The following is a 26534-nucleotide window of genomic DNA, read 5'->3' as shown; positions in this document are numbered from 1 at the left end:
TTGGGCTTTCTTGTTTATGCTTATTGTGTTCCTCGTTCAGAGGCGATATTAATTTTAGTATTGTATTAGTGCTTTTATTGGTCAAACGCCTCATTCAGCTCTTCGGCAGCCAGGTTCTGCGCTTCCTCTGCGGCAGGTACTACGGCAGCCATCCCAAAGAACTCATGTGTCACGCCTTCATATACAACAGCCGTAACAGGAACTCCTGCGGCTTCAAGCCGCTCAGCATAAATTTGTCCCTCGCTCTGCAGCGGGTCAATTTGTGCATTAATGATTGTCGCAGGAGGTAGGTTTTGTAAATTCGGTGCGTCAATCAGAGATATCCATGGGCTGTTACCATCAGCCTCATCTTCAAGATACTTGTCAAAGAACCACATCATCAGTGGCCTGCTCAAAGGCTTGGCATCTGCATACTCAATATATGATGGCGTATCAAAACCATAGTTGGCAATCGGGTAAACCAGCAATTGGTGCACAGGCATTTGAACGTTTCTGTCGCGGGCCATCATGCTCACGGCAGCAGCGAGGTTACCGCCGGCACTTTCGCCAGCCACCGCAATACGGTCCGGGTCTACATTAATAGAGGCTGCATTATTTACTACCCATTCATAAGCAGTAAAGGAGTCTTCATGGGCAGTGGGGAATTTATATTCCGGAGCCTGGCGATAACCTACAGACACTACTACAGCACCTGTTTTTTCGGCCAATGCACGGGCAGATGGGTCATAAGTCTCTATACCTGCAATCACCCAGCCTCCGCCATGATAGTACACAATGCCCGGATATGGAGCAGTTGCATTTTGTGGTGTGTAAACAGTAAGGTGTATAGTGCCGCCTTCCACCGCAATTTCCATCCCGGTTGTGTCTACCTGCGAAGGTGGCACTTGAATGTTATTGTTTTCAATAACAGCCATCACGGCATCTGTTGCAGTAGGGGCCATGCGGGCTTCCTCCGCGGTACGCTCGGTTAATGGAGGTCCTGTTTGTAAGCTGTCTAGTGCTTCAATCACGGCTAGCATCTCATCACTGATGGTGGGGCCCCATTCCGGCCTCGGGCCGTCCGGGTCAATATCCGGAGCGTCATCATCGTCACAGGCAGATACAAATGAAATTAGTCCGACCAAAGTAAACAAGCGCACATAACGCAGCCAACTTGTTCGGCGGAAGGTAGTTATTCCTGATTCGTCTTTAGAATTTGTTTTCATAGTAAAAGGTTGGTTTATATGGTATTTAAATCTTGACCTGTGTACGGTTATAAACCAAGTTAAGGCTAGATTACTTGGTAAAAAGTACAAAAATTTCTTCTTGTACTAGGTGGCTTTGCTTTGGCAGATTCCTGAGATGAGACAGTAAATATGAAATAAATGGATAGCAAAAACAGCTGATAGGGCCTATATAGCGATATAATCAAGGGTATTAACAGGCTATATGGTTTTAATGAGCAGCGGGAACAAATACTTTTTTAAAGTGTTAGAACTGATGTGTTAATATAGATATATTAATATAGTTCAAGTTTATGTGTTAGCAGGATATGGTATGTGTTGTAGAAAATTGTACTTGTTCCAATGGGCTATAGCAAAAGCAGGCTTAGAAGAGAGGTGCCTGTTTCTCTTTTAAGCCTCTGCTTTTGCTGCGCTTGTACAGTGCGCCCTTGTTTTAACTTGTTTTGGATCGGTCGCTCAATAGCGATCTAAATCAGGAAGCAGCATCAGGGCGAGCTTGTTGTTTTTGTCTGAGGCGATGTTTGCCCAGTATTTTGCTTCTTCTATCCGGCCCATGGCTTCATACACTACTGCCAGGTTATAAGCAGCTCTGGCGGCTTCTTTCTTTTTTTGTATTTCAGTTATCGGCTTCAGCAATGCTATTGCTTCTGCCCAGTTGCCTGCTGCCATCTGATAAGCTGCTGGCGCAAACGCATTGTTGGAGTAGTAAGGGCGAATAATAGAAACAGGCTGTGGTGCCAGGCGCTGCCAGTAATCTAAGCCGGTTTGGTAGGCAAGGTCATTTACGACAGGACCTGTATAGTCGGTAGCCGGCCCCAGAGCTAGCAAGCCACTTATGACGGCTCTGGTATCATACAGCTCGTCCCGCGATAGCGTTACGCTATCCAGCACGGTACCAGTACTGTCATAAAGCGTCCAGTTAGATTTGACAAACATGGTGTAATAGGCTGTTTTCATGACGCCTCCTTCCTCGTCTGTTTCCCGCACCACCTCCTGCTCCAAATAAGCGTCGAAGTTGTCGAGAGTGAGGAGGAGGTGGTGCGGGTGCCTGTGGTAAATCTCCTGGACTTGTGCCGGCTTCAGGTCAGAGCCATTGCCTACAGAAGTATACCCGGCTGTGTCCGTGGCGACAAGAACATAAGTTTCATCTTCATCTATGGCATCTAAAACGCCGGTGAGGGCATACATCGCACCATCTGCGTATACTACTGCTATCTTTTTCTCCCGCTTGTACGGAAGCAGCTCCGGGTTATAGCGGTTCATAACCACTACCTTCCACTGATTATTATTGACCGGAACCTCTGCTGGCAAAGTGCGCTCTATTAATAACTCAGAGGTACAGCTTATCTGTGTGAGAGCCATGAAAATGCACAGGCACCACCATATCGCGTTTATTGTTTTCATACAGCTGTAAGATGCAAACTAAAATTTAACAGTTGCACAGGTAAACGAAAAAGCCCCAGCTTTCACGCTGGGGCTTTCTATTTTTTAAAGGGGCATTTAGTCCAGAGACTTGAAATCAAAATTATCGAGGTAAGCGGTTGTGAAGTTTCCTTCTTTGAAACCCTTGTCATCCATTAACTTCAGGTGGAAAGGCACAGTCGTTTTGATGCCTTCAATCACAAACTCACTCAACGCCCGCTTCATTTTTACCAAGGCTTCCTCACGTGTCTGCGCGCTCACAATCAGCTTTGCAATCATAGAGTCGTAGTTTGGCGGAATGGTATAGCCAGAGTAAACATGAGAATCTACACGTACGCCGTGTCCTCCTGGCATGTGCAGGTTAACGATCTTACCAGGAGAAGGACGGAATCCATTCTTCGGATCTTCAGCGTTTATGCGGCACTCAATGGCATGCTTCTTAGGGAAATAGTTTTTACCTGAGATTCTCTCACCGGCAGCCACTTTTATCTGCTCCTTTATCAGGTCGTAGTCAATCACTTCTTCTGTAATCGGGTGCTCTACCTGGATACGTGTGTTCATCTCCATAAAGTAGAACTCACGGTCTTTGTCTACCAGGAACTCAATGGTACCCACACCTTCGTAGCTAATGGCTTTGGCGCCTGCAATGGCTGCCGCACCCATTCTTTCCCGTAGATCGTCGGTAATGAAAGGAGAAGGAGTTTCTTCCACCAGTTTCTGGTGGCGGCGCTGAATAGAGCAGTCACGCTCTGAAAGGTGCGCTGCGTTTCCGTACTGGTCACCGATCAGCTGAATCTCAATATGGCGCGGCTCTACCACAAATTTTTCCAGGTAAATGCCGTCGTTACCGAAAGCAGCCTTCGCTTCGGCGCGGGCGTCATTCCAGCCTTTCTCGAATTCGGCATCGTTCTTAGCAATGCGCATACCCTTGCCACCACCACCGGCAGTTGCCTTCAGTATAACCGGGTACTTGATCTTGTTTGCCAGCTTTATACCTTCCTCCATCGACTTCAGCAATCCTTCTGAGCCTGGTATAGTAGGTACACCTGCTTTTTTCATGGTTGCCTTCGCCGAAGCTTTATCACCCATGGAGTTAATCATCTCAGGGGAGGCACCAATGAACTTAATATGGTTTTCAGCGCAGATACGGGAGAATTCTGCGTTCTCAGACAAGAAGCCATAGCCAGGGTGAATGGCATCCGCATTGGTAATTTCTGCAGCAGCAATAATATTCGGGATGTTCAGGTAAGATTGCGCACTGGCAGGCGGGCCTATACAAACAGCCTCGTCAGCAAAGCGCACATGCAGGCTTTCTTTGTCGGCGGTAGAATAAACGGCCACCGTTTTAATACCCATCTCTTTGCAGGTACGAATAATGCGTAATGCAATCTCGCCACGGTTGGCGATTAGTATCTTCTTAAACATTGTGTTAATGTGCTAATTAGTAAATGTGTTAATGTGCTGATTCAAAAGTCACTAAAACAAAGTGCTAATATTTTAATTATTTAAGCAGTTTTGATAAGGCAGCTACAAATAATTAGAACATTAGCACATAAAATAATTAGCACATTAGCTAGGGTCCACCAGGAACAATGGCTGATCATACTCTACCGGGGAGGCATTGTCTACCAACACTTTCACGATTTTACCTGACACTTCAGACTCAATTTCATTGAACAGCTTCATGGCTTCGATGATGCAGATTACCTGGCCTTTTTTCACTTCGTCGCCTACGTTAACAAAAATCGGAGACTCCGGGCTGGAGGCACGGTAGAACGTGCCAATCATAGGCGCCTTAATGGACACATACTTGCTCTCTTCGTTGGCTGGAGCGGCGGCGGCAGGTGCCGGAGCTGCAACTGCTGCCGGGGCAGCGGCTTGAGGAGAAGGTAGTGGAGCGGCAGGAGCAGCGGCGTGCGATGCACCTGAGTCTTTCACATACTTAATCTTCTGGTCCGGATCACGTTTTACCGAGATCTTAAACTCTTCTGTTTCAATGTTTACTTTGTTCAGGCCGGATTTGGCGATGAAGTCGATCAGTTCCTGGATTTCTTTAGCTTTCATGTGTTATTTAACTCTCTCTGCGTATGAATAAGTACGAGTGTCTACTTTGATTTTTTCATCCTGGCCAATGAATAGGGGCACCTGAATGGTAGCGCCTGTCTCTACAATGGCTGGCTTGGAAGCATTAGTTGCTGTATCCCCTTTAATGCCCGGCTCAGTGTAGGTAATCGTCAACTCAACAAAAGGAGGAATCTCGCAGGTCAGCGGTGTTTCTGTTTCTGCATGGAAAAGGATGGTTACTTCCTGGCCTTCCTTCATCAGGTCAGCGAAAGGCACCATGTGCTCTTCCAGTGAAACCTGCTCAAAGGTGTTCATGTCCATAAAGTGATAGCCAAGGTCATCCTTGTATATAAACTGGTGCGGGCGTTGCTCCACACGTGCTGTCACAATTTTATGACCGGCAGAAAAAGTGTTGTCCAGCACTTTGCCGGTTTTGATGTTCTTCAGCTTTGTTCTAACAAAGGCAGGGCCTTTGCCAGGCTTTACGTGCTGGAAGTCTATAACAACGTAAAGGTCGTTGTTATACTCCATGCAAACTCCGTTTCTAATATCCGCTGTGGTTGCCATACAGATTAAGCTCTTTAACGTGTCGTGTTTATGGGGTAAAAGTAATTTTGTTTTTGCTGTCTTGCAAAGCAAAGTTAGTGATTATGATGGAAATGTAGCGAAAGAATATAGCATTCATATGATAGAACAGCTCTTTTCACTTGAGCACATCCTGCTGCTCCGCTTTATGCCCGCGTAATTTTAAAATCAAATACAAAGCCTGATTTTCTAGTACCAGCTGTCAGCTGCCTTCATCTTTTAAAAGCTAAACTTTTATCCTTCAGAGGTGTAGCGTTAAGAAAGATGAAACCGAAATACACTTGCTGTTAAAACATCAAACAATTGCTCCTAAACCTGGTTGTGCGTGTATGGAGAGCATGTTGAAAGTATCTTCAGAAGAGAAAACAGCTGCCGTGAATTTATGAAAGCGCACTTTTTTCTAAAGATAACATGCCTTTGAATTAAAATGAGTGAAATTAAAACATGAAGAACAAAACAATAATATTAAGTAGTCGCCCGAAAGGAACGCCTACACAGGACAATTTCGAATTTACCCAAACTGATGTGGCCACTATAGAAGAGGGGGAAGTGCTGCTAAAAGCCCTATATATCTCCGTTGACCCTTACATGCGTGGCCGTATGAGCGATGTTAAGTCGTATGTGGCGCCGTACGAGGTAGGCAAACCCATCATGGGTGGTGTTGTGGCTGAAGTATTGGAAAGTAAAAACGAGAAGCTGCAGAAGGGGGCAGTGGTTGTGGGCAACCTGCCATGGCAGCAGTATGTGGTGCACAATGGCAAAGGCCTGAATCCAATAGACCCGGATATGGCGCCCCTGAGTTACCACTTAGGCATCTTGGGTATGCCCGGCCTGACGGCATATTTCGGGCTTCTGCATATCGGGCAGCCAAAAGAAGGCGAAACAGTGGTAGTATCTGGTGCAGCAGGAGCGGTGGGAACTGTCGTGGGGCAGATAGCCAAGTTGAAAGGCTGCCGTGTGGTGGGCATTGCAGGTTCAGATGATAAGATTGAATACCTTGTAAATGAGCTGGGTTTCGATGAAGGCATCAACTATAAAACCACTGTTAACATAAACGAAGCGGTAGCAAAGGCTTGTCCGGATGGCGTAGACGTATATTTTGATAATGTGGGCGGTGAGATATCCGATGCTGTATATCACGCACTGAATAAGTTTAGCCGCATTGCTATTTGTGGGCAGATTGCTTTTTACAACAATACCAGTCCGGCTACAGGGCTGCGGGTAGAACCTATCCTGCTCAAGAAGAGTGTCCTGATGAAAGGCTTTATTGTAAATGATTATACCAGCGAGTTCGGACATGCTGCAAAAGAGCTGACTACCTGGCTGCAGGAAGGTAAACTGCAATACCAGGAATCCGTAAAAGAAGGCTTCGAACAGATACCGGAAGCATTCTTAGGGCTCTTTTCAGGTGAAAATACAGGCAAACAATTGGTAAAAGTAGCGGAGCGGGAGGTCTGAATTTTGTTGAATTACAGCATCGTCTCCTTTATACTATCTGCACATCGGCCGAAGCAACGTGCTGTTCCATTCAGCAATCTTATAAAGAGAATCACTTAGCATTAAAATGAATAACTTCAATTTCTATAATCCTGTTAAAATAATTTTCGGCAAAGGACAGATCAGTTCGATAGCCAAAGAAATACCTGCCGACGCACGCGTAATGGTGACGTACGGCGGGGGCAGTATCAGGAAAAATGGTGTATACGAACAGGTAATGAAAGCCCTGGAAGGCCGCACTGTCATCGAATTCAGTAACATTGAGCCTAACCCACACTACGAAACGCTGATGCAGGCTGTAGAAATTGGAAGGCGCCAGGAAATAGACTTTATCTTGGCCGTAGGCGGTGGTTCAGTTATCGACGGAACAAAATTTATTGTAGCCGCGATGGCATATGAGGGAGAAGACCCCTGGGATATACTGGCAAAGCGTGAACAGGTGAAAGGAGCAGTTCCTTTCGGAACGGTGCTGACATTGCCTGGTACAGGCTCAGAGATGAACTCCGGTGCTGTGATCACAAGAGTATCAACAAAAGAGAAGCTCTCCTTCGGCAGCCCTTACACCTTTCCAAAGTTTTCGATACTGGACCCGGAAACAACCTTTACCCTGCCGATACGGCAGATAAGCAACGGTGTTGTGGATGCCTTCACACATGTGCTGGAACAATATCTCACCTACCCGGTAAATGCGCCGCTGCAGGACCGTATGGCAGAAGCTATCCTACTGACGCTGAAAGAAGAAGGACCGAAAGCGTTGCTAAACCCGCAGGACTACGATACGATGGGCAATATTATGTGGAGTGCCACAATGGCGCTGAACGGAGTGATTCGGGTGGGAGTGCCAACTGACTGGGCTACGCATATGATAGGGCATGAACTGACCGCACTGCATGGCATTGACCATGCCCGAACCCTGGCGATTGTGTTGCCATCTTTGCTCCGTTACAAGAGCGAATCCAAAAAAGAAAAGCTGCTCCAATACGGAAAGCGAGTATGGGGTGTAGATGCCGGAACAGAAGATGAGTGCTTAGAAGCCACGTTACAGGCTACCATCTCTTTCTTTGAATCTATGGAAATTAGTACCAGCCTGTCAGATTATGAAGTAGGGGAAGACACTATTAAAACCATTGTGCAGCGTTTTCAGGAACGTGGCGTGAAAAACCTGGGTGAGCGTGCCGATATACAGGTGGATGACGTAAAAGAAATTCTGATGATGAGCCTCTAGGTGTCATCTTTAGACTAAAATCAAAAAGCCCGCTATACTTTACAGTATAGCGGGCTTTTTGATTTTTTAAATGTTTACGCTATGCGCTTCACCATGGCAGTGCACTATACACGTTTGGTCCATCAGCAAAATAAGAGAGAATAGATGCTGCACCTGCCGGGTTAACGTTTCTGATGGCCAGAAAAAAGCAGCTTTCGACGTGCTACTGACACTTCTTTCTAAAATCTGGAGTGGAATGAGTTGATGAAAATTGCACTGTTCTTTTCATTGTTTTTTGTTTTTTGACTTTGATATATGCTAGTGCATGTCTCTCTTAGAATTCAAGACGAGAGCGGATAAATAAACTTTTTGTAGCTATGAGAAGAAATGAGATGAAAAAATTAAAAATTATTCCTATTTTATGATTCATTTTTGCAGGCTAATGATATAATAATATTTTCTTAACAAAGCTTGTGATTTATGTGTCGGCCTCTTAAATTGCACTAAGCTGTTTTGTTAAAAGAGAGATTTAAATAAGAACAATGGAGTTCATCGTGGGGTTGGCGCTTAACATCAAAGCCTTTGAAAGCTTATAAACACTAAACAACCTGACGATACCTTTTAGCCAATGTTAGATATTATCAACTTCATAGCGCTTTCCGGAATATTCAATGTATTGTTTTTCTGGTATGCTTCCACTAAAATGAGTTCTAAGCCTGATCCGGTGAAGACACTTGTAATTTCTTTCATTTTTTCTGTCCCGCTGAGCTTCCTTCTGATTGGAGTGTACACTACGATGTTGATTTACGCAGCAAAAACAGGCGCAAGCGAAGATGCCATGTGGGAGTACATGGAGCAGGAAGAGCTTCAGTAGGCCATTTGCAACTGAAACAGGAAAGCCACCTTATATAAGGTGGCTTTCCTGTTTCAGTTGCAAAGAACTGTGAGACTAGTCTAAGTCAGGAAGAGAGCCAAAAGACTCTCTTATTTATTTTTAGTGACTTCCGGCGCTGCTTCCAACATCTTCGCCACCGTCCTGTACATCAGCGCTGCCCCGGCTACCGCTTTTCTGCGATGGAGCTCCACCAACGTTACCTTTCAGAACTTCTTCGTTGTCAACTATTTCGCGGTCCTTACCAGTTGGGTGGATGTTAGGTACGCTGTTACCTTCGTTCACAGTGTTGTTGAGGTTTTCATTCTTCAGTTGATCTTTATTGCTGTAGTTATTATTCTTTTCCTCTTTATTTTTATCGTTCGTGCTCATTGTTTTCGTTTTTAGGTTTAGAAAAGGATAGAGAGGGCAGAGCCCTTCTACCATAAAATTTAAATTTAATTTACCGGTTGCTAATACCAACCACTATCATTTTCGGCATTTCTGTTACGGCTTGTGCTGCCTCTGTACTGGCTGCGGTCCTGTTGCCTGCTCTGATAGTCGCCATGATAGCTGCGGCGCTCTCCGCTGAGCGGGTCATAATGTCTGTTCCAGTCAGGGTCAGAGTTTCTGTCGCCGTCGTATCCAAAGCTTAAAGAACCCGCCATGTTACCTTCGTTAGCACCACTTCTTCTGCCTGCGTAATTGTCGGGGCTGTAATCGGAGTTAAAGTTTCCCCAACCGGAATTGTCTCTTTTATCTATACGGCTGCGGACACTGTCGTGTCTGTTTTCTCTGTCGTACCCACCGCTGTTGCCGCCTTGGTTACCACCGAAGCGGGAGTTGTAGCCACCACTGGTAGACTGGTACTGCTCGTCCCAGTTGCGGGTATTGTCTCCGCGGTCCTGGTACTGGTAACGGTTGTCGCGGTCGTAATCGAAGTTTCCTGCAGTGCTGCCGCCACGGTTTCCTTGCTGGCCACTGTTGTAGTTGCGGTTGTAGTCGTTATTATAATTTCGATTGTAGTCGTTGTTATAGTTGCGGTTGTAGTCGGAATCCTGATTGCGGTTCTCTTCGCCTCTGTCAAATCCATTCCAGGTGCTTACATTTCGATGGTCGCTGGAGGTATCCAGGCGATACGCACCACGGTAGCTGTCCTCATCTGCACGATGCTCGTTGCCGCGGTTCTGATTTCTGTCGTTGCTGTATCGGTTTCTATTATTCCAATTGTCTCTTTCCATAGTCAGTTTATATTTAGTGTGATACCTTTTTTAACGCATGAAAAGGGCTGAGGTTTACTTATAGTCTGCCCTGTGGTTAACCTATAGGCCCCCTGCACCCGTAATAAGAGGTATAATAGATAATCAAATCAAACCTAGAAAAGCTATGAGAGACGATAGAAGTGACAATAACAGAGGAAGAGATAACAACAGAGAAAGCGGTAATATCAGGGATACATACAGAGACGATAGGGGTAGAGGTCCACGCCCGCTGCATGGCCACCACCATGGTCAGAATTCGGACCGCGGCAACTACACCAGAGACAGCCATTTTAACCGTGGCTACGGCGACAATTCCTTTAGCCAGTACGGCGACGATACCAGCTTTAACAGCAATGCGGACCACAGCCAAATGTATCCGCAGGGGCGCTTCCAGTCTGGAGGAGCCCAATATAGTGGAGAGGACCACACCAATAGCGGTAACTTCAGCCAGGACAACCCCTATGGTATGACGTTTATCGAAGACGAGGACCGCAATACGCACCGCCAGTATGATGCCCGTGGCGACTATAGCAACCAGGATTATAGCGACAGGACCTTAGGTAACAATGATCATTCTGATTACCGTTATGGCATGGCGGATGAGAAATTTGGTCATGATGTGCGCCGTGGCAATGACGATGGTAATTGGGATCGCGGTTCACGTGGAGACTATGAGTCTTATCGCCGCTATGAGCATGGCAACAGAATGTATGACAATGACTATAGTACTGGTTTTGCCGGCCGCAACTATGCCCGTGGCGAAGATCACTACGGCGAAGATACCCGATACAGCAACCTGGAGCGCTGGCGAGGTGAAAGCGACCAGCGCCGCGACCGTTACGATGACTACATGCGTGACAGAGACAGACGCTAGTCCTCGGGAAGCACCCCTGAGAAAACACACAGATAAAAGAAACCAAAGCAGCACCGGTTGTAAAACCGGTGCTGCTTAAAACTTAATATTTTAAAGCTATGAGAGACGACAGAGAAAGAAACTACGGCAACTTTAGCCGTGATTATAGACAGGAAGGCCATGGCAACCACCGCCACTGGCGTTTCCACGGGCGCGAGAATGCGCACCTGGGCGACACCCGGAATGAAGAAGGACAGAACTATAGACTGCAGCAAAGCCGTGAATATGGCCGCGAGGGAGGCCGGGAAGGTACACGAGATGACAAGTACCAGGAAATGTATGGCATTTCAAATTATAGCGGCCAGTCCAGGCAGATGGATTACGGGCTACCGTATGGCGCAGAAAATGATCTGGATAGGGTAGAGCGTTTCCCTTATGGAGAAGGACCCTATGCGGGCCGGCCGAGACACTACAGCTATAACCAGGGATACAACCCGAACTATGACAACCCAGAGGAGGGGGACCGTTACCGCGATTTCGACAGCCGTGGGAACCATGGTTTCCGCCACGACATAGGCTACGGCAACTCAGACTCCTTCCGTGAGTTTGGCAATGACAGGTTTGGTGACAGAAACAGAGATGATAATCATTACTATGGTCACTTCGGGGGATACAATCGCTAAGAAATACTTCTTGTATAATAAAGAAGTATAACCGGAGGTACATTAGTATTCATTTTTCCATCAATAGAAAGGCCGCGGCAATTAGCCGCGGCCTTTCTATTGATAAGAGTTGGTTACCTGAGAATTGATCACCTGATAGATGAAAAGCAAACAGCCCCTGCAACCAATGAAGCAGGGGCTGTTTTTACTGAATAAGAAAGGTCACCGCTAGAAGCTGTGGCTTTTACTATATATAATTCAACTAACTATTTCTTTAAAATATGGAGGCATTGCAGCCTCTAGTGTGTGAAATGGGAGAAAGCGGTATCAAGCATCCCCACAGGCTTCCCATATTGTTACACTAATTTCAATTTAACATAATTTATCAACCAGGTACTTGTGCTACTACAGTTTCCTGAGATGAGCTGAAGGGAAAGATAAACATAGCAATCGTATCCAAAGGAGTAGGAGCAAACTTGATATGTATTTCTGTTTCTCATTCACTCACCTATGCTGCTACTTTGGCGGCTGGCTTATGTAGTTTGCTGTTGCGGTAGCCGTAGAAGAAGTAGATGAGCAGGCCCAGTGCCAGCCACGCCATAAAGCGGCTCCAGTTGGTAATACCCAGCTCTGTCATCAGGTACAGGTTTGTCAGCAGGCCTAACACCGGTATCAGCGAAAGGTTGCGGGTAAAGGTGAGCAGGGTAAGTACAATAACTACCAGTATAAAGCCTATCAGGGGCAGTTTGTGCTGGAAAGTTTCCCAGCCACCATCCATCCGGAAAAACTGCGTCAGGCCCTCCTGGTTGTAAACATACAGCAACACAAGCCCAGCCATCAGAAGCATGGGCAGAACAAATTTTCCATTGATATAGGGCACCCGGAATCCTTTGTTTGTGGCCGGTATGCCTTGCTGCTGCTCCATGAGCAGTATACCGCCGCACACGAGCACAAAAGCGAATAAAGTACCGATGCTTGTCAGGTCCGTTACCTCTGTCAGGTTCATAAACAGTGCAGGAACCGCCACTACAAAGCCTGTCACAATGGTAGCGAAGGAAGGAGTTCTATGCTTTGGATGGATGCGGGAAAATATCTGCGGTAGCAGGCCATCGCGGCTCATACTCATCCAGATGCGGGGCTGCCCATACTGAAACACGAGCAATACACTGGCCATGGCTACAATTGCACTAACGGCCACTATACCCGCAATGGCATCCAGGTTAACCCTGGAGAACACAAACGCCAGCGGGTCGCCCACAGCGAGCTCCTGGTAAGGCACCATACCTGTTAAAATCAGCGCCAGAATTACATACAGCACCGTGCAGATGATGAGCGCGAAAATCATGGCTTTTGGTAAATCGCGTTGTGGGTTTTCGCATTCTTCGGCGGTAGTGGAAATGGCATCAAAACCGATGTAAGCAAAGAACACAGCCGACACACCTTTCATGATGCCGGATATGCCATTTGGAGCGAAGGGAGTCCAGTTGTCAGTGTTTACATAAAAGGCTCCCACCGTTATCACCAGCAGGATAACCAGCAGCTTAAGCAACACCAGCAGGTTTGCCGTGCGCTTCGACTCTTTTATGCCAATGTAAACGAGGTACGTAATCAGCACCGTAATGCCTAAAGCCGGGACATCTGCAACTAATCGGATTCCCGCTATAGAAGGAGCCTGCTGCCAGGCCAGGTATGCTTCCTGCATGTTCGCCGGCAGCGTAGCCAACAGGTTGCCCTGTGCCAGTAGGGCAGAGGCTGTTTCAAAGCCGCGGGAGGCGCTCAGGTAGTCCATTGTCAGGTACTCCGGCAGGCCAAGTCCTACGCCATGCATCACAGCCGTGAAATAGTCGGACCAGGAGATAGCCACGGCAATATTTCCGATAGCATACTCCATGAGCAAATCCCATCCAATGATCCAGGCAACCAATTCCCCGAAAGAAGCATAGGCATAGGTGTAGGCGCTTCCTGAAACAGGTATAGTAGAGGCAAACTGGGCATAACAAAGGGCCGAGAAGCCGCATGCTACCGCTGTAAAAATGAAAAGCAGCGATACACCCGGCCCACCAGCAGCGCTGGCATTCCCGATGGTACTAAAGATGCCTGCCCCTATGATGGCGGCAATCCCAAATGATATTAAATCCTTCAGCCGAAGGGTCCGCACCAGGTTGGTGCCATGGATGTTTCCATCCTTTTCATAATCAGCCAGTAGTGCCGTAGCACTCTTGCGGCGGGTAAGGTTGTTCAGCAAATTGCTCATAAAGCGGCTGTTACACAGCCATAGGTTGGGTGTTAAAAGTTTCAGGTTGTTCTGGTGTCACAGGTTTTGTCTTATCTGTCAGCTCATTGCCACTGAAAGTGCGTGCTGCCCAGCGTGGGAAAATGATGGCTCCCAACACGAGGTACAGGTAATGCGTCAGTAAACGGTACAGTAGCACGACAATGGTAGTAAAGCTTCCCAGATAGGCTCCGAAGAAGGCCGGGAAAGCGATTTCGGCTATACCTGCTGCCCCTGGTGTTATCGACATAAACAGGACAATCTTATAAATAAGGTTGCGCGAGAAGATAAGCAGGTGGTCGTGCAGGTTAAGCTGTGTGAAAGCCGCAATCAGGCAGCCGATGATGATGTAGCGGGCAGTCCAGACAAAAGCGGTTGAAATACCGGCATGCAGCCAGTAATCGTAATTTTTGTTGCGCAGGTGCTGCGACGCGATCAGGAGCTCGTTGGCATGGCGGAACATCTGCTCCCGCCATTTTCTGAATGGTCTTAGCTGCCCCAGCCGGATAAACAGGCGCTTTACGACCTTCGGGTTAATGAAAAGCGCATAAAACATAGTAAAAGCATATAGGGAAATCAGCAGGTAACTCATTATAAAAGCGATGGCGAGGCTTTCTCGTAATGTCTCGCTCAGGCCAACCATCCCAGGCAGCACGTTTCCTTTTGTAAAGTAAAGCACAAGGGGTACAGCCAGCACAAAGTAAAGGTTGTCCAGCAGCGAAGTCACCATCACCTGTGCAATGGCTTTGCCGAGCGGAATCTTTTCCTTGAACAGGATATAAGCGACCACCGTAGTACCACCCATCACAGAAGGCAGGGCACAGGAAGCAAACTCCCACAGCATGATAATGTTGAAGCTCTGTTTCCAGCTCAGTACTTTATCCGTGATATAGCGGATACGGTAGATGTACCCGAAATCCCGTACAAGAAGCACCAACAGAGCCATCCCCACCCAAAATGGGCTTGCCTGCAGCAGCGTATTCACTTGCCCCGGCTCATAGCTGGTGTACAGCATATAGCCTATCACACCAAAGCCCAGCAGCATCGGCAGTACGAGCCTGCGCGTGGAGAACTTTTCCTGTAGTTTCTGTTTCGTTAAGGCCATAGTTGCTGTGAGTCTACTGTCATACCATCACTCTTTTCATCTGCGGCAATTGTGCAGGCATGATAACAAGAGGCACTTTTTCTACTTTTACAGAGCTTGTGTCGAGGCCAAACCACTTGCTTTCGGAACTGGTAAACTCCTTTATGCTAAAGTACCACTCCATGATAATGCGCTTTGCGAGCGGAAGATCGTTCTCGTACGACAAGAACTTTTCCAGCACCACAAACCGGAAGTCGCCGATAAGCTGCTGCTTGTTCAGAGAGTGGTAGCGGCTCGTAATATCTACTTCGCCATTCTGCACCAGTTCCTCTACTACTGTCCTGAAAAACAGGTTAATACGCTGCTCTACCCTAAAGCCCAGCTTGAAGTCAATTCTAATAACATCTCCCTCCGCTAGCTTTCTTACCTTGTATTCTGAGGTATAAGGCTCATCCGTTGTTTCCACATGTATGAACCAGTAAATGTCTGCCCGCTTCGGTCGTTTCTGAAAGATGGAGTAGATTACCTTTGACTCTATTTCCTTCGGATGCGGGGCACTCGTCATGAACACAAGGTGGGTAGAATACTTCGGAATGGTTTCGTCTGCACTGAGTTCTTTCAGCGCCGGCAGATACTCTTTCAGGCGCACATATTCTGCCAGGCTGCGCTTAATCTGGAAAGCTTTTATCCAGATGTACATAACCGTGAGCAGCATGCCTCCAATCAGGAGCGAAACCCAACCTCCGTGTGAGAACTTGCTCAGGTTAGCAACTAAAAAAGCACCTTCTATTGTGCTGTACACCAGCAGGAATAGCATCACCAGCATGCGTGAATGAAATTTTGTGTACAGGTAATAGCTCATCAGGATAGTAGTAGAAAGCATTGCCATGGTAATGGCTAAACCATACGCCGCCTCCATGCGTTCAGACTCCCTGAAATATAAAACCACCCCCAGGCACCCGAGCCACATCAGCCAATTAATGCTGGGTACATACAGCTGCCCCTTCAGGTTAGTCGGGTAAATCAGCCTTACCCTTGGCCACAGATTTAGTCGGATGGCTTCGCTGATAAGGGTGAAGGATCCACTGATAAGGGCCTGACTGGCGATAACAGCGGCAATGGTCGCAATGGAGATACCGATGAGCAGGAACCAACCGGGCATGATGCCATAAAAAGGGTTACCCTGCAGTTGCTGCCCCTGCTGTGTCATCAGCCAGGCGCCCTGGCCCAGGTAATTCAGCAGCAGGCAGGTTTTCACAAAAGCCCAGCTGAACTGTATGTTATGGCGGCCGCAGTGGCCTAAGTCTGAGTAAAGGGCTTCCGCTCCGGTTGTACAGAGAAACACGGCACCTAACAGCCAGAACCCGTTCGGGTAGTGGACCAGCAGTTCATAGGCAAAGCGGGGGTTCAGTGCCTCCAGTATCTCCGGGTGATCCACTACTGCAACAGCGCCTAATGAAGCCAGCATCGTGAACCAAACCAGCATAACCGGACCAAACGCCTTACCTACTATCTCGGTGCCAAAGCGCTGCATCACAAACAGCAGCGTTAGAATAGCCATTACAATGGGTACTGTCGGTATATCAGGCTTCAGTATGCGTAGGCCCTCGATGGCGGAAGACACCGAAATAGGCGGTGTAATGATGCCGTCAGCCAAAAGAGCGGCCCCTCCAATCATGGCCGGCACAATGAGCCACGGTGCCCTTCGGCGTATGAGGGTATAAAGGGAGAAGATGCCTCCTTCGCCGTTGTTATCGGCTTGCAGCGTTAGCAGCACATACTTAATGGTTGTTTGCAGTGTAAGCGTCCAGAACACGCAGGAAATTCCCCCATATACCAGCGTTTGCGAGATAGGAGCATCCCCGATAATGGCTTTCATCACGTACAGCGGTGAAGTTCCGATGTCGCCGTAAATGATGCCTAGCGAGATAAGCAAGCCCGCCGTTGAGACGGCACCGGCTTTTGTGTGTTGTTTCATTTAATGTAAGCGAGAAGACACTCTTAATTGGAAAAGCGGCTGATGCATGCTATTTCAGGCTTTGTACTTTTGCCTGCTTTCTTGTCGCGATGCGTTGCTTCGCCACCGTGATGACTGGCGGGAGCATAGACACCCCGATAATGCCCAGCACCAGCATAGAGAAGTTTTCCTTTACCGCTGGCATGTTACCGAACATATAACCAATCAGCACGAAGAACAGCACCCAGACAAGGGCACCCGCTATGTTATAATACAGGAACCTGCTGTAGTTCATCTTGCTCATACCTGCCACAAAAGGAGCAAAAGTGCGCACGATAGGTATAAAGCGGGCATAAATGATGGTGCGGCCACCATAGCGGGCATAAAAGCGCTCCGCTTGCTGCAGGTGCTCCTGCTTCAGAAACCAATAGTTCTTTCTGTACACCCTGCTTCCAAGCTTCAAACCTGTCAGGTAATTAAAAGAATCTCCCAAAATGGCAGCGGTGCATAATAGTGCTAACAGCAGCAAGAGGTTAAGGCCTGAAGCCGGTATAGCCGCCAGTGCTCCCAGGGCAAACAAAAGTGAGTCTCCCGGCAGGAAAGGTGTCACCACCAGGCCTGTTTCGCAGAAAATGATAAGGAAAAGGATAAGATAAATCCAACTTTCATACTGCTGTAGCAAACTGACAAGGTGCAGGTCTATATGCAGTATAAAGTCAATCAGGTGCTGTAGTAGCTCCATAATCGTAATTGATAAGAAAAGTAAAAAAGGCAGGAATGAGTGGAAAGCTTCTTTATACTTCCTGAATAGGGAATACAGCGCTTATCTTCTTATAATAAAGAAGAGGTTCAGGGAAAGTAGGGAGTACTAAGGTCCTTTGGAGAGGATGGAGTGGAGAATGTTAGCCCCCGAATGGAAGGAACGGTGCGAAGGAACAGCTTCTGTAATTAGAGGCTGCGGGTATAGGAGTTGTAAAAATACTCTTGTAATTGGAGACCACAGCGTTTTTTCTGCCTTCTGAAGTATGCCTTCAGCATCACCGGCGCTAACCTCACCAGCTACAATTGAAAAGGTCGCTTCATCAGAAGAATAAGCACTTTGGTTATTTTCTGTGGCTAAAGCAGGGGCAGCCGTAGCAGGCACAGCAAAGGCGAAAGCACTGCATAGCAGCATTGCCAGCAGAAGGCTTAGCTTCTCAAAAATCGGTACCAGTGTCGCTTTCACAGCAGCAAAGGAATGCAGTTGTAGCATCCAAAACAATAGGAGAGGGCAATAATATTTTTTGAAGGCTTCGCAAGGGTGATTCTAATAGCCTATTACCTCAAACACAGCTACTTTCCGGTATAGCTTTCACGTTCTGCCTTAGAAGTTAAGGAGAGGGTGTAGCCGGCTAATTAATATTGGTTTGATTAGTTGAGTAGCAGATGATACATACCCTTGTATGTGTATCCCTGAATGTAGAAAAGGGCCGGCATCATGCCAGCCTTTTCAGCTATAATGTCCAATATCTATAACAGCTTGAAAAGCTTATCCCGTAAGCCAGCCGATGCTTCCACAAGCGGAAGTCGTACACTGGCAGTGCATACACTAAAACGCTCCAGCAGTACTTTAACTCCTACAGGGTTGCCCTCTTCATACATGAGCGGGTTGATATCCACGAAGCTAAACAGCAGTTCGGTGGCTTTTTTGAAGTTTCCATCCAGTGCCTGTTGCACCATTGTGCTGAACTTATCAGGGAAGGCATTAGCAAGAACAGAAATTGCGCCCTCTGCCCCAAAAGATATCATCGGCACCGTCAGCATATCATCGCCGCTTATCAGCATGAAATCTTCTGGTTTATGTTTGGCAATCGCCATGCATTGCTCCATGCTTCCGGAGGCTTCTTTTATTCCAATGATGTTCGCATGTAGCGCCAGGTTCAGGGTGGTTTCGGCTGTCATGTTACTACCTGTCCGGCCGGGCACATTGTATAGTACCACCGGCACCGGCGAAGCATCTGCAATCTGCAGAAAGTGCTGGTAGATGCCTTGCTGTGAAGGTTTGTTATACGCCGGGCTCACCGAAAGTATGGCCGTGATGCCCTCCAGATCCGTTGCAGCAAAATTCTCAATAACCTGTTGCGTGTTGTTGCCGCCTAAGCCATAGACCAAGGGCACCTGGTCTTTTACATGTTGCTTAACAAATTTGAGTATTTCTGCTTTCTCAGCAGTTGTAGTTGTTGCAGATTCGGCAGTAGTGCCGTTTATCACAATATAATTTACTTTACCCTCCAGCACAAAATCCAACAGCTTTTGAAGTCCGTCGTAATCTATAGCCAGTTCTTTTGTAAAAGGCGTCACCAGGGCCACCCCTGTTCCTCTTAATTTCTCTCTTACCATGTTCATTCTTTACAACGCACGAAGTTCGAATTAAGAATCCTTTTCTGCAAATGCATTGATTGAAAAAGGACAATCGAGAAAAGAAGAAGGACAAAAGAAATAGCTTATAACAAAGTTATTTCATAAACAGCGGAAGAAGAGAAGCAACTGTAGCAAATACATCGTTTTGCTACGCTGTTCTCTTATCTTTTACTGGATGTTGTTTTCCTCCACCCATTTCAGGAACTGCTCCTTGTATACTTCCCCAATTGGAACTTCCTTGTTACCGATGCGGATGCGGCTTTTCTCAATGCTGTCGATCTTCTGGAGCGACACAATGAAAGACCGGTGCACGCGCAGGAATTTAGCATCTGACAGTTTCTCCATCATCTTGTTCATGGAGAGCAGTGTTATGATTTTCTGGTCTTTAGTCTGTATGATGATGTAGTCTTTGAGCCCCTCAATCCAGAGAATGTCTTTAAAATCTACCCGGATGGTTTTGTAATCGGCCTTCACGAACATAAAATCATGCTCCTGTGCTGCGTGGGCGGCAGGGGCAGCAGGCGCCGCTTCCGCGGCCTTGCCATTGCGCTGCAGCCGTTCCTGTGCTTTGGTCACGGCCTTCAGAAAGCGGTCGAAGGGGATGGGCTTGAGCAGGTAGTCTACAGCGTCCTGATTGAAGCCTTCCAGGGCATAGTCCGGATAGGCAGTGGTGAAAATGATGAGCGGCTGGTTCTTCAGGATATTCAGAAACTGAATACCTGTCAGTTCCGGCATTTCAATATCCAGGAACATCAGGTCTACCTTTTCCTCCTGCAGCACCTGCATGGCCTCCGTGGCGCTGGAGCAGGTTCTGACGAGTTGCAGAAAGGGCAGTTTACTGATGTAGCTCTCTATTATATCCAGGGCCAATGGCTCGTCGTCGACGGCGATGCAGCGTAAATTCATAGTTTTATTTAGGGTTAGAACTGAAGTAAATTTTTAAAGTAGCGTAAAATGTCCCTTCCTTTTCCTCGAAGGTAAGCTTGTGCTGGTTATGATACAGCAGGTTCAGGCGGCGTTTCAGGTTTTCGAGGCCGATGCCGCCAAACTCCCGCTTTTTATGTGTACTGGTATTGTTGATGGTACTAAAAAGCAGTGAATTATTTTTTACGCCCAAGTTCATGATGATACCGATTTCATTCTTGCTCACCAGGCCATGTTTGAAGGCATTCTCCACTAGCGTCATCAACAGCATGGGAGCAATCTGCTTGCCCTTTAAATCGCCCTCGATGTTAAACTTTATACCTGTCTGCTCCCGCAGGCGCAGCTTCTGAAGGTCTATAAAGTTCCTGATGTGCTCCACTTCTTTCTCCAGGCTCACCAGCGTATCATTGCTCTCATACAGCATGTAGCGCATCAGCAGCGAGAGCTTCATAATGGCATCTGGCGTCTCAGGATGTTGTTTATAAGCTAATGAGTATATGTTGTTTAGGGTGTTAAACAGAAAGTGAGGGTTTACCTGTGATTTCAGGTAAGCCAGCTCAGCCATCAGCTTCTGCGTTTCCAGTTCCTTGTTGCGCCTTTCGTTGCGGATGTAGTTGCCGGTTACCTTCAGTGCCGAGCTGATAAAGGTGGTCACCAAACCTCCCAGCACGTACTGCAGCAGGCGTTCATAGCTGAAAAGCGTTGTCATGCCCGGGTTATACTGCCTGAACAAATAGTAATCAAAAGGGGCCTGTAAAACAGCTACTGCTATCAGCATGGTCAGTACAGCGGTCACGTACAGCAGAATGCGGTTGCGTGCCAGGTACTTTGGTATGAGCACATACCAGTTAAAGTAAAAGATCAGCAGATGGAATAACAGCCCGAATGTTATGTCCAGCCCTTTGCCAAACGTAAGCGTGCGGTTGGCATATACAAAATAAAAAATCCAGGCGATAAATATCAACCAACCGGCAATATGCAGCGCTATCTGATAGCGCTTTTTCATAGTCACCTCTGGTAGCGTTAGATTCATGATGTACGGGGTGCAGCTAAGGTGTCGGGTGTAAAGAGATAGTTACGGCAGCATGTTTAAAGTCCCTTACCTATAAAGTTAAGGAATTTGTGGCATTTTATCCTGCTGAACATCATAAGTATATACAAAGGACTATTTTATGCCTATGAAGCGCTCATTTTAAATGATAAACCCCTGATGATGCGTGTATTGGGATTCGTCTATTTTATACCGCGGTTAGTCTAGTTTACTTTTAGATGGCAAATATTAAGTGCAGCTTTAGAACAAGGATATCAAGAGGCACAGTCTATGCAAGTAGTCAGCATCGGGTCACACGGGCTGAGCTAGAGTTTTGGGAGGCAGGGAGTCTGATTGTGGAATGATGTCAGCTTTAACTGATTGTTTTAAGTTAACAAATTTATTACCTGATATAAAGTATATTATGTGTTGGCTGTGAGCCGACTGTTACTTGCGATAGCGACCCGTGGGAAACTCTTTCTTTCCATTATCTGCTGACATAGATAGTGAAAGCAGCGATAGAGGGGTTTGGATAATAGTGCCGGGGGAATTGCTATCTCTAAACAAAGAATTTCCTGTTAAAGATACGTTTGTTGTTTGTTTGAGTGTTTGTAGAAAAGGCGCCGCTGTTTTGCAGTCGGCGCCTTTTTGTCTTTAGTTGCTTTAGCAGTGGCTACTCCTGGATAAGAGCCAGAAACTCATCCTCTGTCAGGATTTTGATGCCTAGCTTACCTGCTTTCTCTAGTTTGGCGGGTCCCATTTTATCTCCAGCCACCAGGTAAGAGAGCTTGGCCGATATGGAGGAAACAACTTTGCCGCCGTGGCTTTGTATAAGCTGTTGCAACTCTTCCCGGCTCACGCTCTGGAAAACGCCTGAAATTACAAAGGTGCTGCCTGCAAGCTTCTCGCTTTCCATTTCAGGAGCAGTGTTCTCTGCTTTGAAATTCAATCCTGATGCCTTCAGGCGCTCCACCAGCTGCACATGGGCAGGGTTTTGGAAGTACTGAATAATGGAGTTGGCAATCCTGTCACCGATTTCGTTGATGGCGAGCAGCTCTTCGTAGGTTGCTCCGCGCAAGGCCTCTAAATCCGGTAACTGTTCTGCTAACTTTTTGGCCACTGTGCTTCCCACAAACCGGATGCCCAGCGCGAACAGTACCCGGGCATAAGGCGTCTCTTTCGATTTTTCGAGACTAGCCAGGATGTTATTCGCGGATTTCTCTCCCATTCGCTCCAGGCCCACCAGTTGCTCGAAGGTCAGGTCGTAGAGGTCTGCGGCGTTGCGTACCAGTTCTGTTTTGTATAGCTGCTCAATGGTTTCAGGCCCCAGGCCATCAATGTTCATGGCTTTGCGTGAGATAAAGTGCTCCAGTTTCGCTTTTATCTGCGGCGGGCAACCTTCATCGTTCGGGCAATAAAAATGTGCTTCTCCTTCTGTGCGCACCAGAGGCGTGCCGCAGGCAGGGCATTCTGTCGGGTATAGGATTGGCTGACTATCGGCCGGACGTTTCTCAAAGTCCACACCGGTTATCTTTGGAATAATTTCGCCTCCTTTTTCTACAAATACCGTGTCGCCCAGGCGCAGGTCCAGCCGCTGGATTTCGTTGGCGTTGTGCACCGAGGCGCGCTTCACAACAGTACCGGCCAGTAGTACTGGTTCTAAGAGGGCTACGGGTGTTACAGCGCCCGTACGACCCACTTGGTACTGGATACCCTGCAACCGTGTGGCCGCGCTCATGGCGGCGTACTTATACGCGATGGCCCAGCGGGGGCTTTTGGCAGTGTAACCAAGCTCCTCCTGCAGGGCATAGCTGTTCACTTTCACCACCACGCCATCAGTAGCAATCGGTAAATCGAAGCGCTTTGTCTCCCATTCGTTGATGTAAGCCAGCACAGCCTCGATGCCGCTGCACTTCCGCCAGGTGTCCGATACCTTAAAACCCCATTTTTGTATAGCCTGCAGGCTCTCAGAGTGCGTATCGAACGAGTTTGTGGCGGAATGGAAGGAGTAGGAGAAGCACCCGAGTTTACGGCTGGCTACGATAGCGGAATCCTGTTGTTTCAGCGTGCCGGAGGCAGCGTTCCGTGGGTTTGCCAGCAATTGTTCGCCAGCTTCCTCACGCTCGGTGTTTAGTTGCTCAAATACCTGCAGCGGCAAAAATACCTCTCCCCGCACTTCAAACAAATCCGGAAAGCCCTGGCCATGCACCTGTAGGGGTACGTCATGTATGGTGCGTACATTGGCTGTAATGTCGTCGCCCCGTGTGCCATCGCCCCGGGTGGCACCCTGCACAAACTGACCGTTCTCATAGGTCAGGCTGATGGCTACGCCGTCAAACTTCTGCTCGCAGACGTACTCTATTTCTTCGCCTATTGCTTTACGCACCCTCTTGTCGAACTCGCGCAGGTCCTCTTCGGAGTAGGTGTTGCTGAGCGAGAGCATCGGCCATTTGTGGTAAACGGTTTTAAAGTTCTTGGTGATGGTGCCGCCTACGCGCAGGGTAGGGGAGTTTGGCTGGCGCAGGTCCGGGTGTTTTTCCTCCAGCTCCTGCAGTTGCTTCAGCATCCTGTCGAACTCAACGTCCGGTACTTCTGAAATGCTGTTCTGGTAATATTGGTAGTTGAGGTAGTTAATGCGTTCTGTCAGCTGCTGCATCTGCTGCGCTGTATCTGTCTCTGGTGTCATGCCGGGGGCTTTTGTTCTGTCCGTAAAAATAGGAAAGAGAAGTCAGATTAAGAGACGCAATGAAGGGGAAATTAAACGCCTGCAACGGATGGCTGCAGACTTTGCCTGTGACAAAAATAGCCTGGCACAATCGTACCAGGCTAAAGGAGTAAATTAATTGTGTCGGCTTATTTAGTTCTTTTTTAGCAGGTTAAAGCTTATTTGAGTATCACGCCATCTGCAACAAAGCGGAATTCTTCTTTAGGCGCTGTGATGGCTGCTATCTCCGTTTCCGGTTTGCCTGCATCTGTGGCGTAGTGGCGCTGGTCTTCTACGGATATCACTTCGCGCTTCGCTGTACCCGTGAAGATGACCTGCCTGCCTTTCAGGTCTTCGACCGGCACAAAGAAACCATAGTCGCTGAAAGTTACTTTCATAGTACTGTTGTCGGCCAGCTTCACATCCATCCAGCAGCCTTTTGCCTGGCAGCTTTCTACTACCTCAGCGGCAACAGTAGTCTGTACAGAGTCGTTGCCGGCGACTGCTTCAGACAATTGAGCGGCGGGTATAGCCTCTGCTTCTGAAACCGCTGCGCCATATGTGGTCCCGGTTGTGGCCTCTGTGGTAGTAGTTCTGGTGCCGGGAGCCTCAGTGGCAGGTTTCGTTTGGTTACAGCTAAAAGATACAGCTGCTATGAACAGTAAAGGAAAAGCTTTTTTCATGACTCAAATATTATGTTAGCCTGCTCAAATATAGTTATTACAACAGAGTTTCACTATAGGCTCATTTCTATATAAAGAGCAGTAACATAAAGAGCAGTAACGCAAACTTACTTAAAGTACTACAGGTTTGGGAGAGCTGGTGTAAGACTTTTTCAGTGTGTACAATATGTGTAAACGTGTATAGTATACACTTGAAAACCAGTCGATAGCATAGTTTTGTTAAAGATTTTATTTAATATAGTTTTTCTTTAAGCTATTGCTGCCTCAGGTTATACCATTGGGCCCGCTCAATGCTGAAGAGGACTCTGCCTGTAAGGATGGGAAGATACTTTACCGGCATCGATGCCTGAAAATTATCCAGCATCAGATCAAAGTTCGTTGAAAAGTAGAAGGTGTTTTTCTCAGGCTGAAATGCAACAGGAATGATTGTTTCGTTGTTTACACCTTGTAGGCTAATGGAAGTGGTGCGCCCTCTGTTGGCGGGCGTAAACCTGCCTGTGCCGGCTTGTTGTTCCGGTGCTTCAATCATTATGTGAAGCTCAGGGTATTTGGCACCGAAGAGTACTTCATAGGCCATGGCTGGCGGAATGGTGTCATTCAGTGGAATCAGACTGGCGATAGGCAGGACACACTCTAGCCTGTGTGTTGTTTCGTTGTGGCGCACCAGCAGTTGATCTGATATAAACTCATAGCGTTGGCCTATGCCCTCCAGCGAAACAATGATGGTATTGTTACCTGTGTAGGGGGTGCGGTTTTCCTGCGCCAGGGCCTCCAGGTTGATCAAGGGCAATAGTAGCAGTGTGAGAAAGAGGGGTAAAAGGTATTTCTTCATATAAGCCCATTTAGTATAGCAATTACCTTTTAAACGCAAATTCCTGATTTAGGATGTTATGGTAATGGCATCAAATGTGGTGGAAGGGGAGTATTGGATAGGGAATTACTATATAATACACTTTTTAATGTGCTGAGGAGAGTTACATTAGCAGTTAAATTAATTAGGAATATGCTAAACTAAATATGGCTTCAGCGGTATAAATATAAAAGATAAACACAAATGTATAACTGACTGTGGACTTTGCTTTTCCGCAGATGTTCCGCATATTAACACATTGCTGAAAAAGAGGCTGAGGATGGATTCAGATAAGAAAAAACAAATAAACGCAACGCAAAGCTTTGCCTTCCGGAGAATTGAGAAGATGCACCCTATCCGGATGTTGCTCTACCTGAGCATGATTGGTATTGGGGTATTGTTTTTTATTCTCACAGTGGCTTTTGCCCGGACCGGAGGATTTAACGGCGACCAGTTTGCTTTGCCTAAATTTTTTAGTGTAAGTGCTATTTTGCTACTCTTCAGTAGTTACACGATGTCGAAGGTTCCGGGCTTGTATAAAAAGGAGAAGCTGAAGAAGATGTCCCGGTATCTTGCGCTCACGCTTATTCTGGGAATCTTGTTTATCGGGGCACAACTCATTGGCTGGAATGAAATGTCTAAAACAGGTGTGTACTTTTCGGGTAAGGCTTCCGGTACCTACCTGTACCTGATATCGGCGTTGCATATTCTGCACCTGCTCGGAGGCATTATCTTCCTTTCATTTATGCTGTTTAAAACAATCTATGTATCCTCAGACGGCGTTAGAAGCCTGATTTTTATTCGTGACCCCTTCCGGCACCTGCAACTATCCATGTTAAACAGTTACTGGCACTTTATGGATTTCCTGTGGCTCGGACTTTATTTTGTTTTCCTTTTCTTAGCCTGATGACGTAAGATCTCCATCAAAGTTCATACAGAACCATAAAGAGGCGGCCCCTCCCGGAATAGTAGATTCCGGGAGGGGCC

General features: G+C 47.2%; 24 protein-coding genes. 6 read left to right on the top strand and 18 right to left on the bottom strand.

Going from position 1 to position 26534, the window contains the following annotated elements:
• Window positions 1-74: 74 nt before the first annotated feature.
• The 5 genes from DXT99_RS02265 to efp all read right to left on the bottom strand — a co-directional run bounded on the left by DXT99_RS02265 (window position 75) and on the right by efp (window position 5276).
• A complete protein-coding gene (locus DXT99_RS02265) occupies window positions 75-1205 on the bottom strand; it encodes an alpha/beta hydrolase (RefSeq protein WP_115563905.1) in 1131 nt (376 codons plus the stop codon).
• 474 nt (window positions 1206-1679) lie between these two features.
• Window positions 1680-2627 (bottom strand): DUF6340 family protein, encoded by a 948-nt coding sequence (locus DXT99_RS02260; RefSeq protein WP_115563904.1) that lies wholly within the window; start codon window positions 2625-2627, stop codon window positions 1680-1682.
• Window positions 2628-2723: 96 nt separating this feature from the next.
• A complete protein-coding gene (gene accC, locus DXT99_RS02255) occupies window positions 2724-4070 on the bottom strand; it encodes an acetyl-CoA carboxylase biotin carboxylase subunit (RefSeq protein WP_115563903.1) in 1347 nt (448 codons plus the stop codon).
• 144 nt (window positions 4071-4214) lie between these two features.
• Window positions 4215-4709 (bottom strand): acetyl-CoA carboxylase biotin carboxyl carrier protein, encoded by a 495-nt coding sequence (gene accB / locus DXT99_RS02250; protein WP_115563902.1) that lies wholly within the window; start codon window positions 4707-4709, stop codon window positions 4215-4217.
• Window positions 4710-4712: 3 nt separating this feature from the next.
• Window positions 4713-5276 carry an elongation factor P gene (gene efp / locus DXT99_RS02245; protein ID WP_115563901.1) on the bottom strand — a complete coding sequence of 188 codons (564 nt, stop codon included), beginning with the start codon at window positions 5274-5276 and terminating at the stop codon, window positions 4713-4715.
• Window positions 5277-5738: 462 nt separating this feature from the next.
• Here efp and DXT99_RS02240 point away from each other — a divergent pair, with 462 nt between their 5' ends.
• The 3 genes from DXT99_RS02240 (at window position 5739) to DXT99_RS02230 (ending at window position 8869) form a co-directional block, all read left to right on the top strand.
• Entirely contained in the window at window positions 5739-6752 is a 1014-nt protein-coding gene (locus tag DXT99_RS02240; protein WP_115563900.1) for an NADP-dependent oxidoreductase, read from the top strand.
• A 106-nt stretch (window positions 6753-6858) separates the two neighbouring features.
• Window positions 6859-8016 (top strand): iron-containing alcohol dehydrogenase, encoded by a 1158-nt coding sequence (locus tag DXT99_RS02235; RefSeq protein WP_115563899.1) that lies wholly within the window; start codon window positions 6859-6861, stop codon window positions 8014-8016.
• A 607-nt stretch (window positions 8017-8623) separates the two neighbouring features.
• Window positions 8624-8869 carry a hypothetical protein gene (locus tag DXT99_RS02230; RefSeq protein WP_115563898.1) on the top strand — a complete coding sequence of 82 codons (246 nt, stop codon included), beginning with the start codon at window positions 8624-8626 and terminating at the stop codon, window positions 8867-8869.
• Between the two features lie 120 nt (window positions 8870-8989).
• Here the strand turns inward: DXT99_RS02230 and DXT99_RS02225 are convergent, their stop codons facing one another.
• Both DXT99_RS02225 and DXT99_RS02220 read right to left on the bottom strand, forming a co-directional pair.
• Window positions 8990-9259, bottom strand: a complete 270-nt coding sequence (locus tag DXT99_RS02225) for a hypothetical protein (RefSeq protein ID WP_115563897.1) — start codon at window positions 9257-9259, stop codon at window positions 8990-8992.
• 80 nt (window positions 9260-9339) lie between these two features.
• The gene (locus DXT99_RS02220) at window positions 9340-10107 is read right to left on the bottom strand and encodes a hypothetical protein (protein ID WP_115563896.1); all 768 of its coding nucleotides are present in this window, start codon (window positions 10105-10107) and stop codon (window positions 9340-9342) included.
• A 145-nt stretch (window positions 10108-10252) separates the two neighbouring features.
• Here DXT99_RS02220 and DXT99_RS02215 point away from each other — a divergent pair, with 145 nt between their 5' ends.
• Window positions 10253-11002, top strand: a complete 750-nt coding sequence (locus DXT99_RS02215) for a hypothetical protein (RefSeq protein WP_246000411.1) — start codon at window positions 10253-10255, stop codon at window positions 11000-11002.
• A 98-nt stretch (window positions 11003-11100) separates the two neighbouring features.
• The gene (locus tag DXT99_RS02210) at window positions 11101-11664 is read left to right on the top strand and encodes a hypothetical protein (RefSeq protein WP_115563895.1); all 564 of its coding nucleotides are present in this window, start codon (window positions 11101-11103) and stop codon (window positions 11662-11664) included.
• 487 nt (window positions 11665-12151) lie between these two features.
• Here the strand turns inward: DXT99_RS02210 and DXT99_RS02205 are convergent, their stop codons facing one another.
• From DXT99_RS02205 to DXT99_RS02155, 11 genes are all read right to left on the bottom strand, one after another.
• Complete coding sequence (locus DXT99_RS02205; protein ID WP_115563894.1) at window positions 12152-13897, bottom strand: amino acid permease; 1746 nt, start codon at window positions 13895-13897, stop codon at window positions 12152-12154.
• Between the two features lie 10 nt (window positions 13898-13907).
• Window positions 13908-15020 (bottom strand): lysylphosphatidylglycerol synthase transmembrane domain-containing protein, encoded by a 1113-nt coding sequence (locus tag DXT99_RS02200; RefSeq protein WP_115563893.1) that lies wholly within the window; start codon window positions 15018-15020, stop codon window positions 13908-13910.
• Window positions 15021-15039: 19 nt separating this feature from the next.
• The gene (locus tag DXT99_RS02195; RefSeq protein WP_115563892.1) at window positions 15040-16977 is read right to left on the bottom strand and encodes a KUP/HAK/KT family potassium transporter; all 1938 of its coding nucleotides are present in this window, start codon (window positions 16975-16977) and stop codon (window positions 15040-15042) included.
• A gap of 49 nt (window positions 16978-17026) precedes the next feature.
• Window positions 17027-17698 carry a DedA family protein gene (locus DXT99_RS02190; protein ID WP_115563891.1) on the bottom strand — a complete coding sequence of 224 codons (672 nt, stop codon included), beginning with the start codon at window positions 17696-17698 and terminating at the stop codon, window positions 17027-17029.
• A gap of 126 nt (window positions 17699-17824) precedes the next feature.
• Complete coding sequence (locus tag DXT99_RS02185) at window positions 17825-18208, bottom strand: hypothetical protein (RefSeq protein WP_115563890.1); 384 nt, start codon at window positions 18206-18208, stop codon at window positions 17825-17827.
• 257 nt (window positions 18209-18465) lie between these two features.
• Window positions 18466-19341: a 4-hydroxy-tetrahydrodipicolinate synthase gene (gene dapA / locus DXT99_RS02180; protein WP_317048109.1), complete on the bottom strand. Its 876-nt coding sequence runs from the start codon at window positions 19339-19341 to the stop codon at window positions 18466-18468.
• A 183-nt stretch (window positions 19342-19524) separates the two neighbouring features.
• On the bottom strand, window positions 19525-20262 hold the full coding sequence (locus tag DXT99_RS02175; RefSeq protein WP_115563889.1) for a LytR/AlgR family response regulator transcription factor: 738 nt from the start codon (window positions 20260-20262) through the stop codon (window positions 19525-19527).
• A gap of 4 nt (window positions 20263-20266) precedes the next feature.
• Entirely contained in the window at window positions 20267-21313 is a 1047-nt protein-coding gene (locus tag DXT99_RS02170) for a sensor histidine kinase (protein ID WP_115563888.1), read from the bottom strand.
• A 670-nt stretch (window positions 21314-21983) separates the two neighbouring features.
• On the bottom strand, window positions 21984-23996 hold the full coding sequence (ligA, locus tag DXT99_RS02165; protein ID WP_115563887.1) for an NAD-dependent DNA ligase LigA: 2013 nt from the start codon (window positions 23994-23996) through the stop codon (window positions 21984-21986).
• Window positions 23997-24193: 197 nt separating this feature from the next.
• Window positions 24194-24697 carry a DUF4920 domain-containing protein gene (locus DXT99_RS02160; protein WP_115563886.1) on the bottom strand — a complete coding sequence of 168 codons (504 nt, stop codon included), beginning with the start codon at window positions 24695-24697 and terminating at the stop codon, window positions 24194-24196.
• Between the two features lie 253 nt (window positions 24698-24950).
• Window positions 24951-25529: a hypothetical protein gene (locus DXT99_RS02155; protein WP_115563885.1), complete on the bottom strand. Its 579-nt coding sequence runs from the start codon at window positions 25527-25529 to the stop codon at window positions 24951-24953.
• 298 nt (window positions 25530-25827) lie between these two features.
• Here DXT99_RS02155 and DXT99_RS02150 point away from each other — a divergent pair, with 298 nt between their 5' ends.
• Window positions 25828-26454 (top strand): cytochrome c oxidase subunit 3, encoded by a 627-nt coding sequence (locus tag DXT99_RS02150; RefSeq protein ID WP_115563884.1) that lies wholly within the window; start codon window positions 25828-25830, stop codon window positions 26452-26454.
• Window positions 26455-26534: the final 80 nt, after the last annotated feature.

The sequence above is a fragment of the Pontibacter diazotrophicus genome (assembly GCF_003367245.1).
Classification (GTDB): domain Bacteria; phylum Bacteroidota; class Bacteroidia; order Cytophagales; family Hymenobacteraceae; genus Pontibacter; species Pontibacter diazotrophicus.
This window is presented reverse-complemented; position numbering and strand designations above follow the sequence as displayed.

What these genes read in the sequence shown, in the direction of transcription:
- accB (WP_115563902.1), bottom strand. Translation starts at nt 4,709, where the DNA reads ATGAAAGCTAAAGAAATCCAGGAACTGATCGACTTCATCGCCAAATCC.
- DXT99_RS02260 (WP_115563904.1), bottom strand. Translation starts at nt 2,627, where the DNA reads ATGAAAACAATAAACGCGATATGGTGGTGCCTGTGCATTTTCATGGCT.
- DXT99_RS02230 (WP_115563898.1), top strand. Translation starts at nt 8,624, where the DNA reads ATGTTAGATATTATCAACTTCATAGCGCTTTCCGGAATATTCAATGTA.
- DXT99_RS02190 (WP_115563891.1), bottom strand. Translation starts at nt 17,698, where the DNA reads ATGGAGCTACTACAGCACCTGATTGACTTTATACTGCATATAGACCTG.
- accC (WP_115563903.1), bottom strand. Translation starts at nt 4,070, where the DNA reads ATGTTTAAGAAGATACTAATCGCCAACCGTGGCGAGATTGCATTACGC.
- DXT99_RS02235 (WP_115563899.1), top strand. Translation starts at nt 6,859, where the DNA reads ATGAATAACTTCAATTTCTATAATCCTGTTAAAATAATTTTCGGCAAA.
- DXT99_RS02205 (WP_115563894.1), bottom strand. Translation starts at nt 13,897, where the DNA reads ATGAGCAATTTGCTGAACAACCTTACCCGCCGCAAGAGTGCTACGGCA.
- DXT99_RS02225 (WP_115563897.1), bottom strand. Translation starts at nt 9,259, where the DNA reads ATGAGCACGAACGATAAAAATAAAGAGGAAAAGAATAATAACTACAGC.
- DXT99_RS02170 (WP_115563888.1), bottom strand. Translation starts at nt 21,313, where the DNA reads ATGAATCTAACGCTACCAGAGGTGACTATGAAAAAGCGCTATCAGATA.
- DXT99_RS02210 (WP_115563895.1), top strand. Translation starts at nt 11,101, where the DNA reads ATGAGAGACGACAGAGAAAGAAACTACGGCAACTTTAGCCGTGATTAT.
- efp (WP_115563901.1), bottom strand. Translation starts at nt 5,276, where the DNA reads ATGGCAACCACAGCGGATATTAGAAACGGAGTTTGCATGGAGTATAAC.
- DXT99_RS02185 (WP_115563890.1), bottom strand. Translation starts at nt 18,208, where the DNA reads ATGCTACAACTGCATTCCTTTGCTGCTGTGAAAGCGACACTGGTACCG.
- DXT99_RS02150 (WP_115563884.1), top strand. Translation starts at nt 25,828, where the DNA reads ATGGATTCAGATAAGAAAAAACAAATAAACGCAACGCAAAGCTTTGCC.
- dapA (WP_317048109.1), bottom strand. Translation starts at nt 19,341, where the DNA reads ATGAACATGGTAAGAGAGAAATTAAGAGGAACAGGGGTGGCCCTGGTG.
- DXT99_RS02155 (WP_115563885.1), bottom strand. Translation starts at nt 25,529, where the DNA reads ATGAAGAAATACCTTTTACCCCTCTTTCTCACACTGCTACTATTGCCC.
- DXT99_RS02175 (WP_115563889.1), bottom strand. Translation starts at nt 20,262, where the DNA reads ATGAATTTACGCTGCATCGCCGTCGACGACGAGCCATTGGCCCTGGAT.
- DXT99_RS02220 (WP_115563896.1), bottom strand. Translation starts at nt 10,107, where the DNA reads ATGGAAAGAGACAATTGGAATAATAGAAACCGATACAGCAACGACAGA.
- ligA (WP_115563887.1), bottom strand. Translation starts at nt 23,996, where the DNA reads ATGACACCAGAGACAGATACAGCGCAGCAGATGCAGCAGCTGACAGAA.
- DXT99_RS02200 (WP_115563893.1), bottom strand. Translation starts at nt 15,020, where the DNA reads ATGGCCTTAACGAAACAGAAACTACAGGAAAAGTTCTCCACGCGCAGG.
- DXT99_RS02240 (WP_115563900.1), top strand. Translation starts at nt 5,739, where the DNA reads ATGAAGAACAAAACAATAATATTAAGTAGTCGCCCGAAAGGAACGCCT.
- DXT99_RS02265 (WP_115563905.1), bottom strand. Translation starts at nt 1,205, where the DNA reads ATGAAAACAAATTCTAAAGACGAATCAGGAATAACTACCTTCCGCCGA.
- DXT99_RS02195 (WP_115563892.1), bottom strand. Translation starts at nt 16,977, where the DNA reads ATGAAACAACACACAAAAGCCGGTGCCGTCTCAACGGCGGGCTTGCTT.
- DXT99_RS02160 (WP_115563886.1), bottom strand. Translation starts at nt 24,697, where the DNA reads ATGAAAAAAGCTTTTCCTTTACTGTTCATAGCAGCTGTATCTTTTAGC.
- DXT99_RS02215 (WP_246000411.1), top strand. Translation starts at nt 10,253, where the DNA reads ATGAGAGACGATAGAAGTGACAATAACAGAGGAAGAGATAACAACAGA.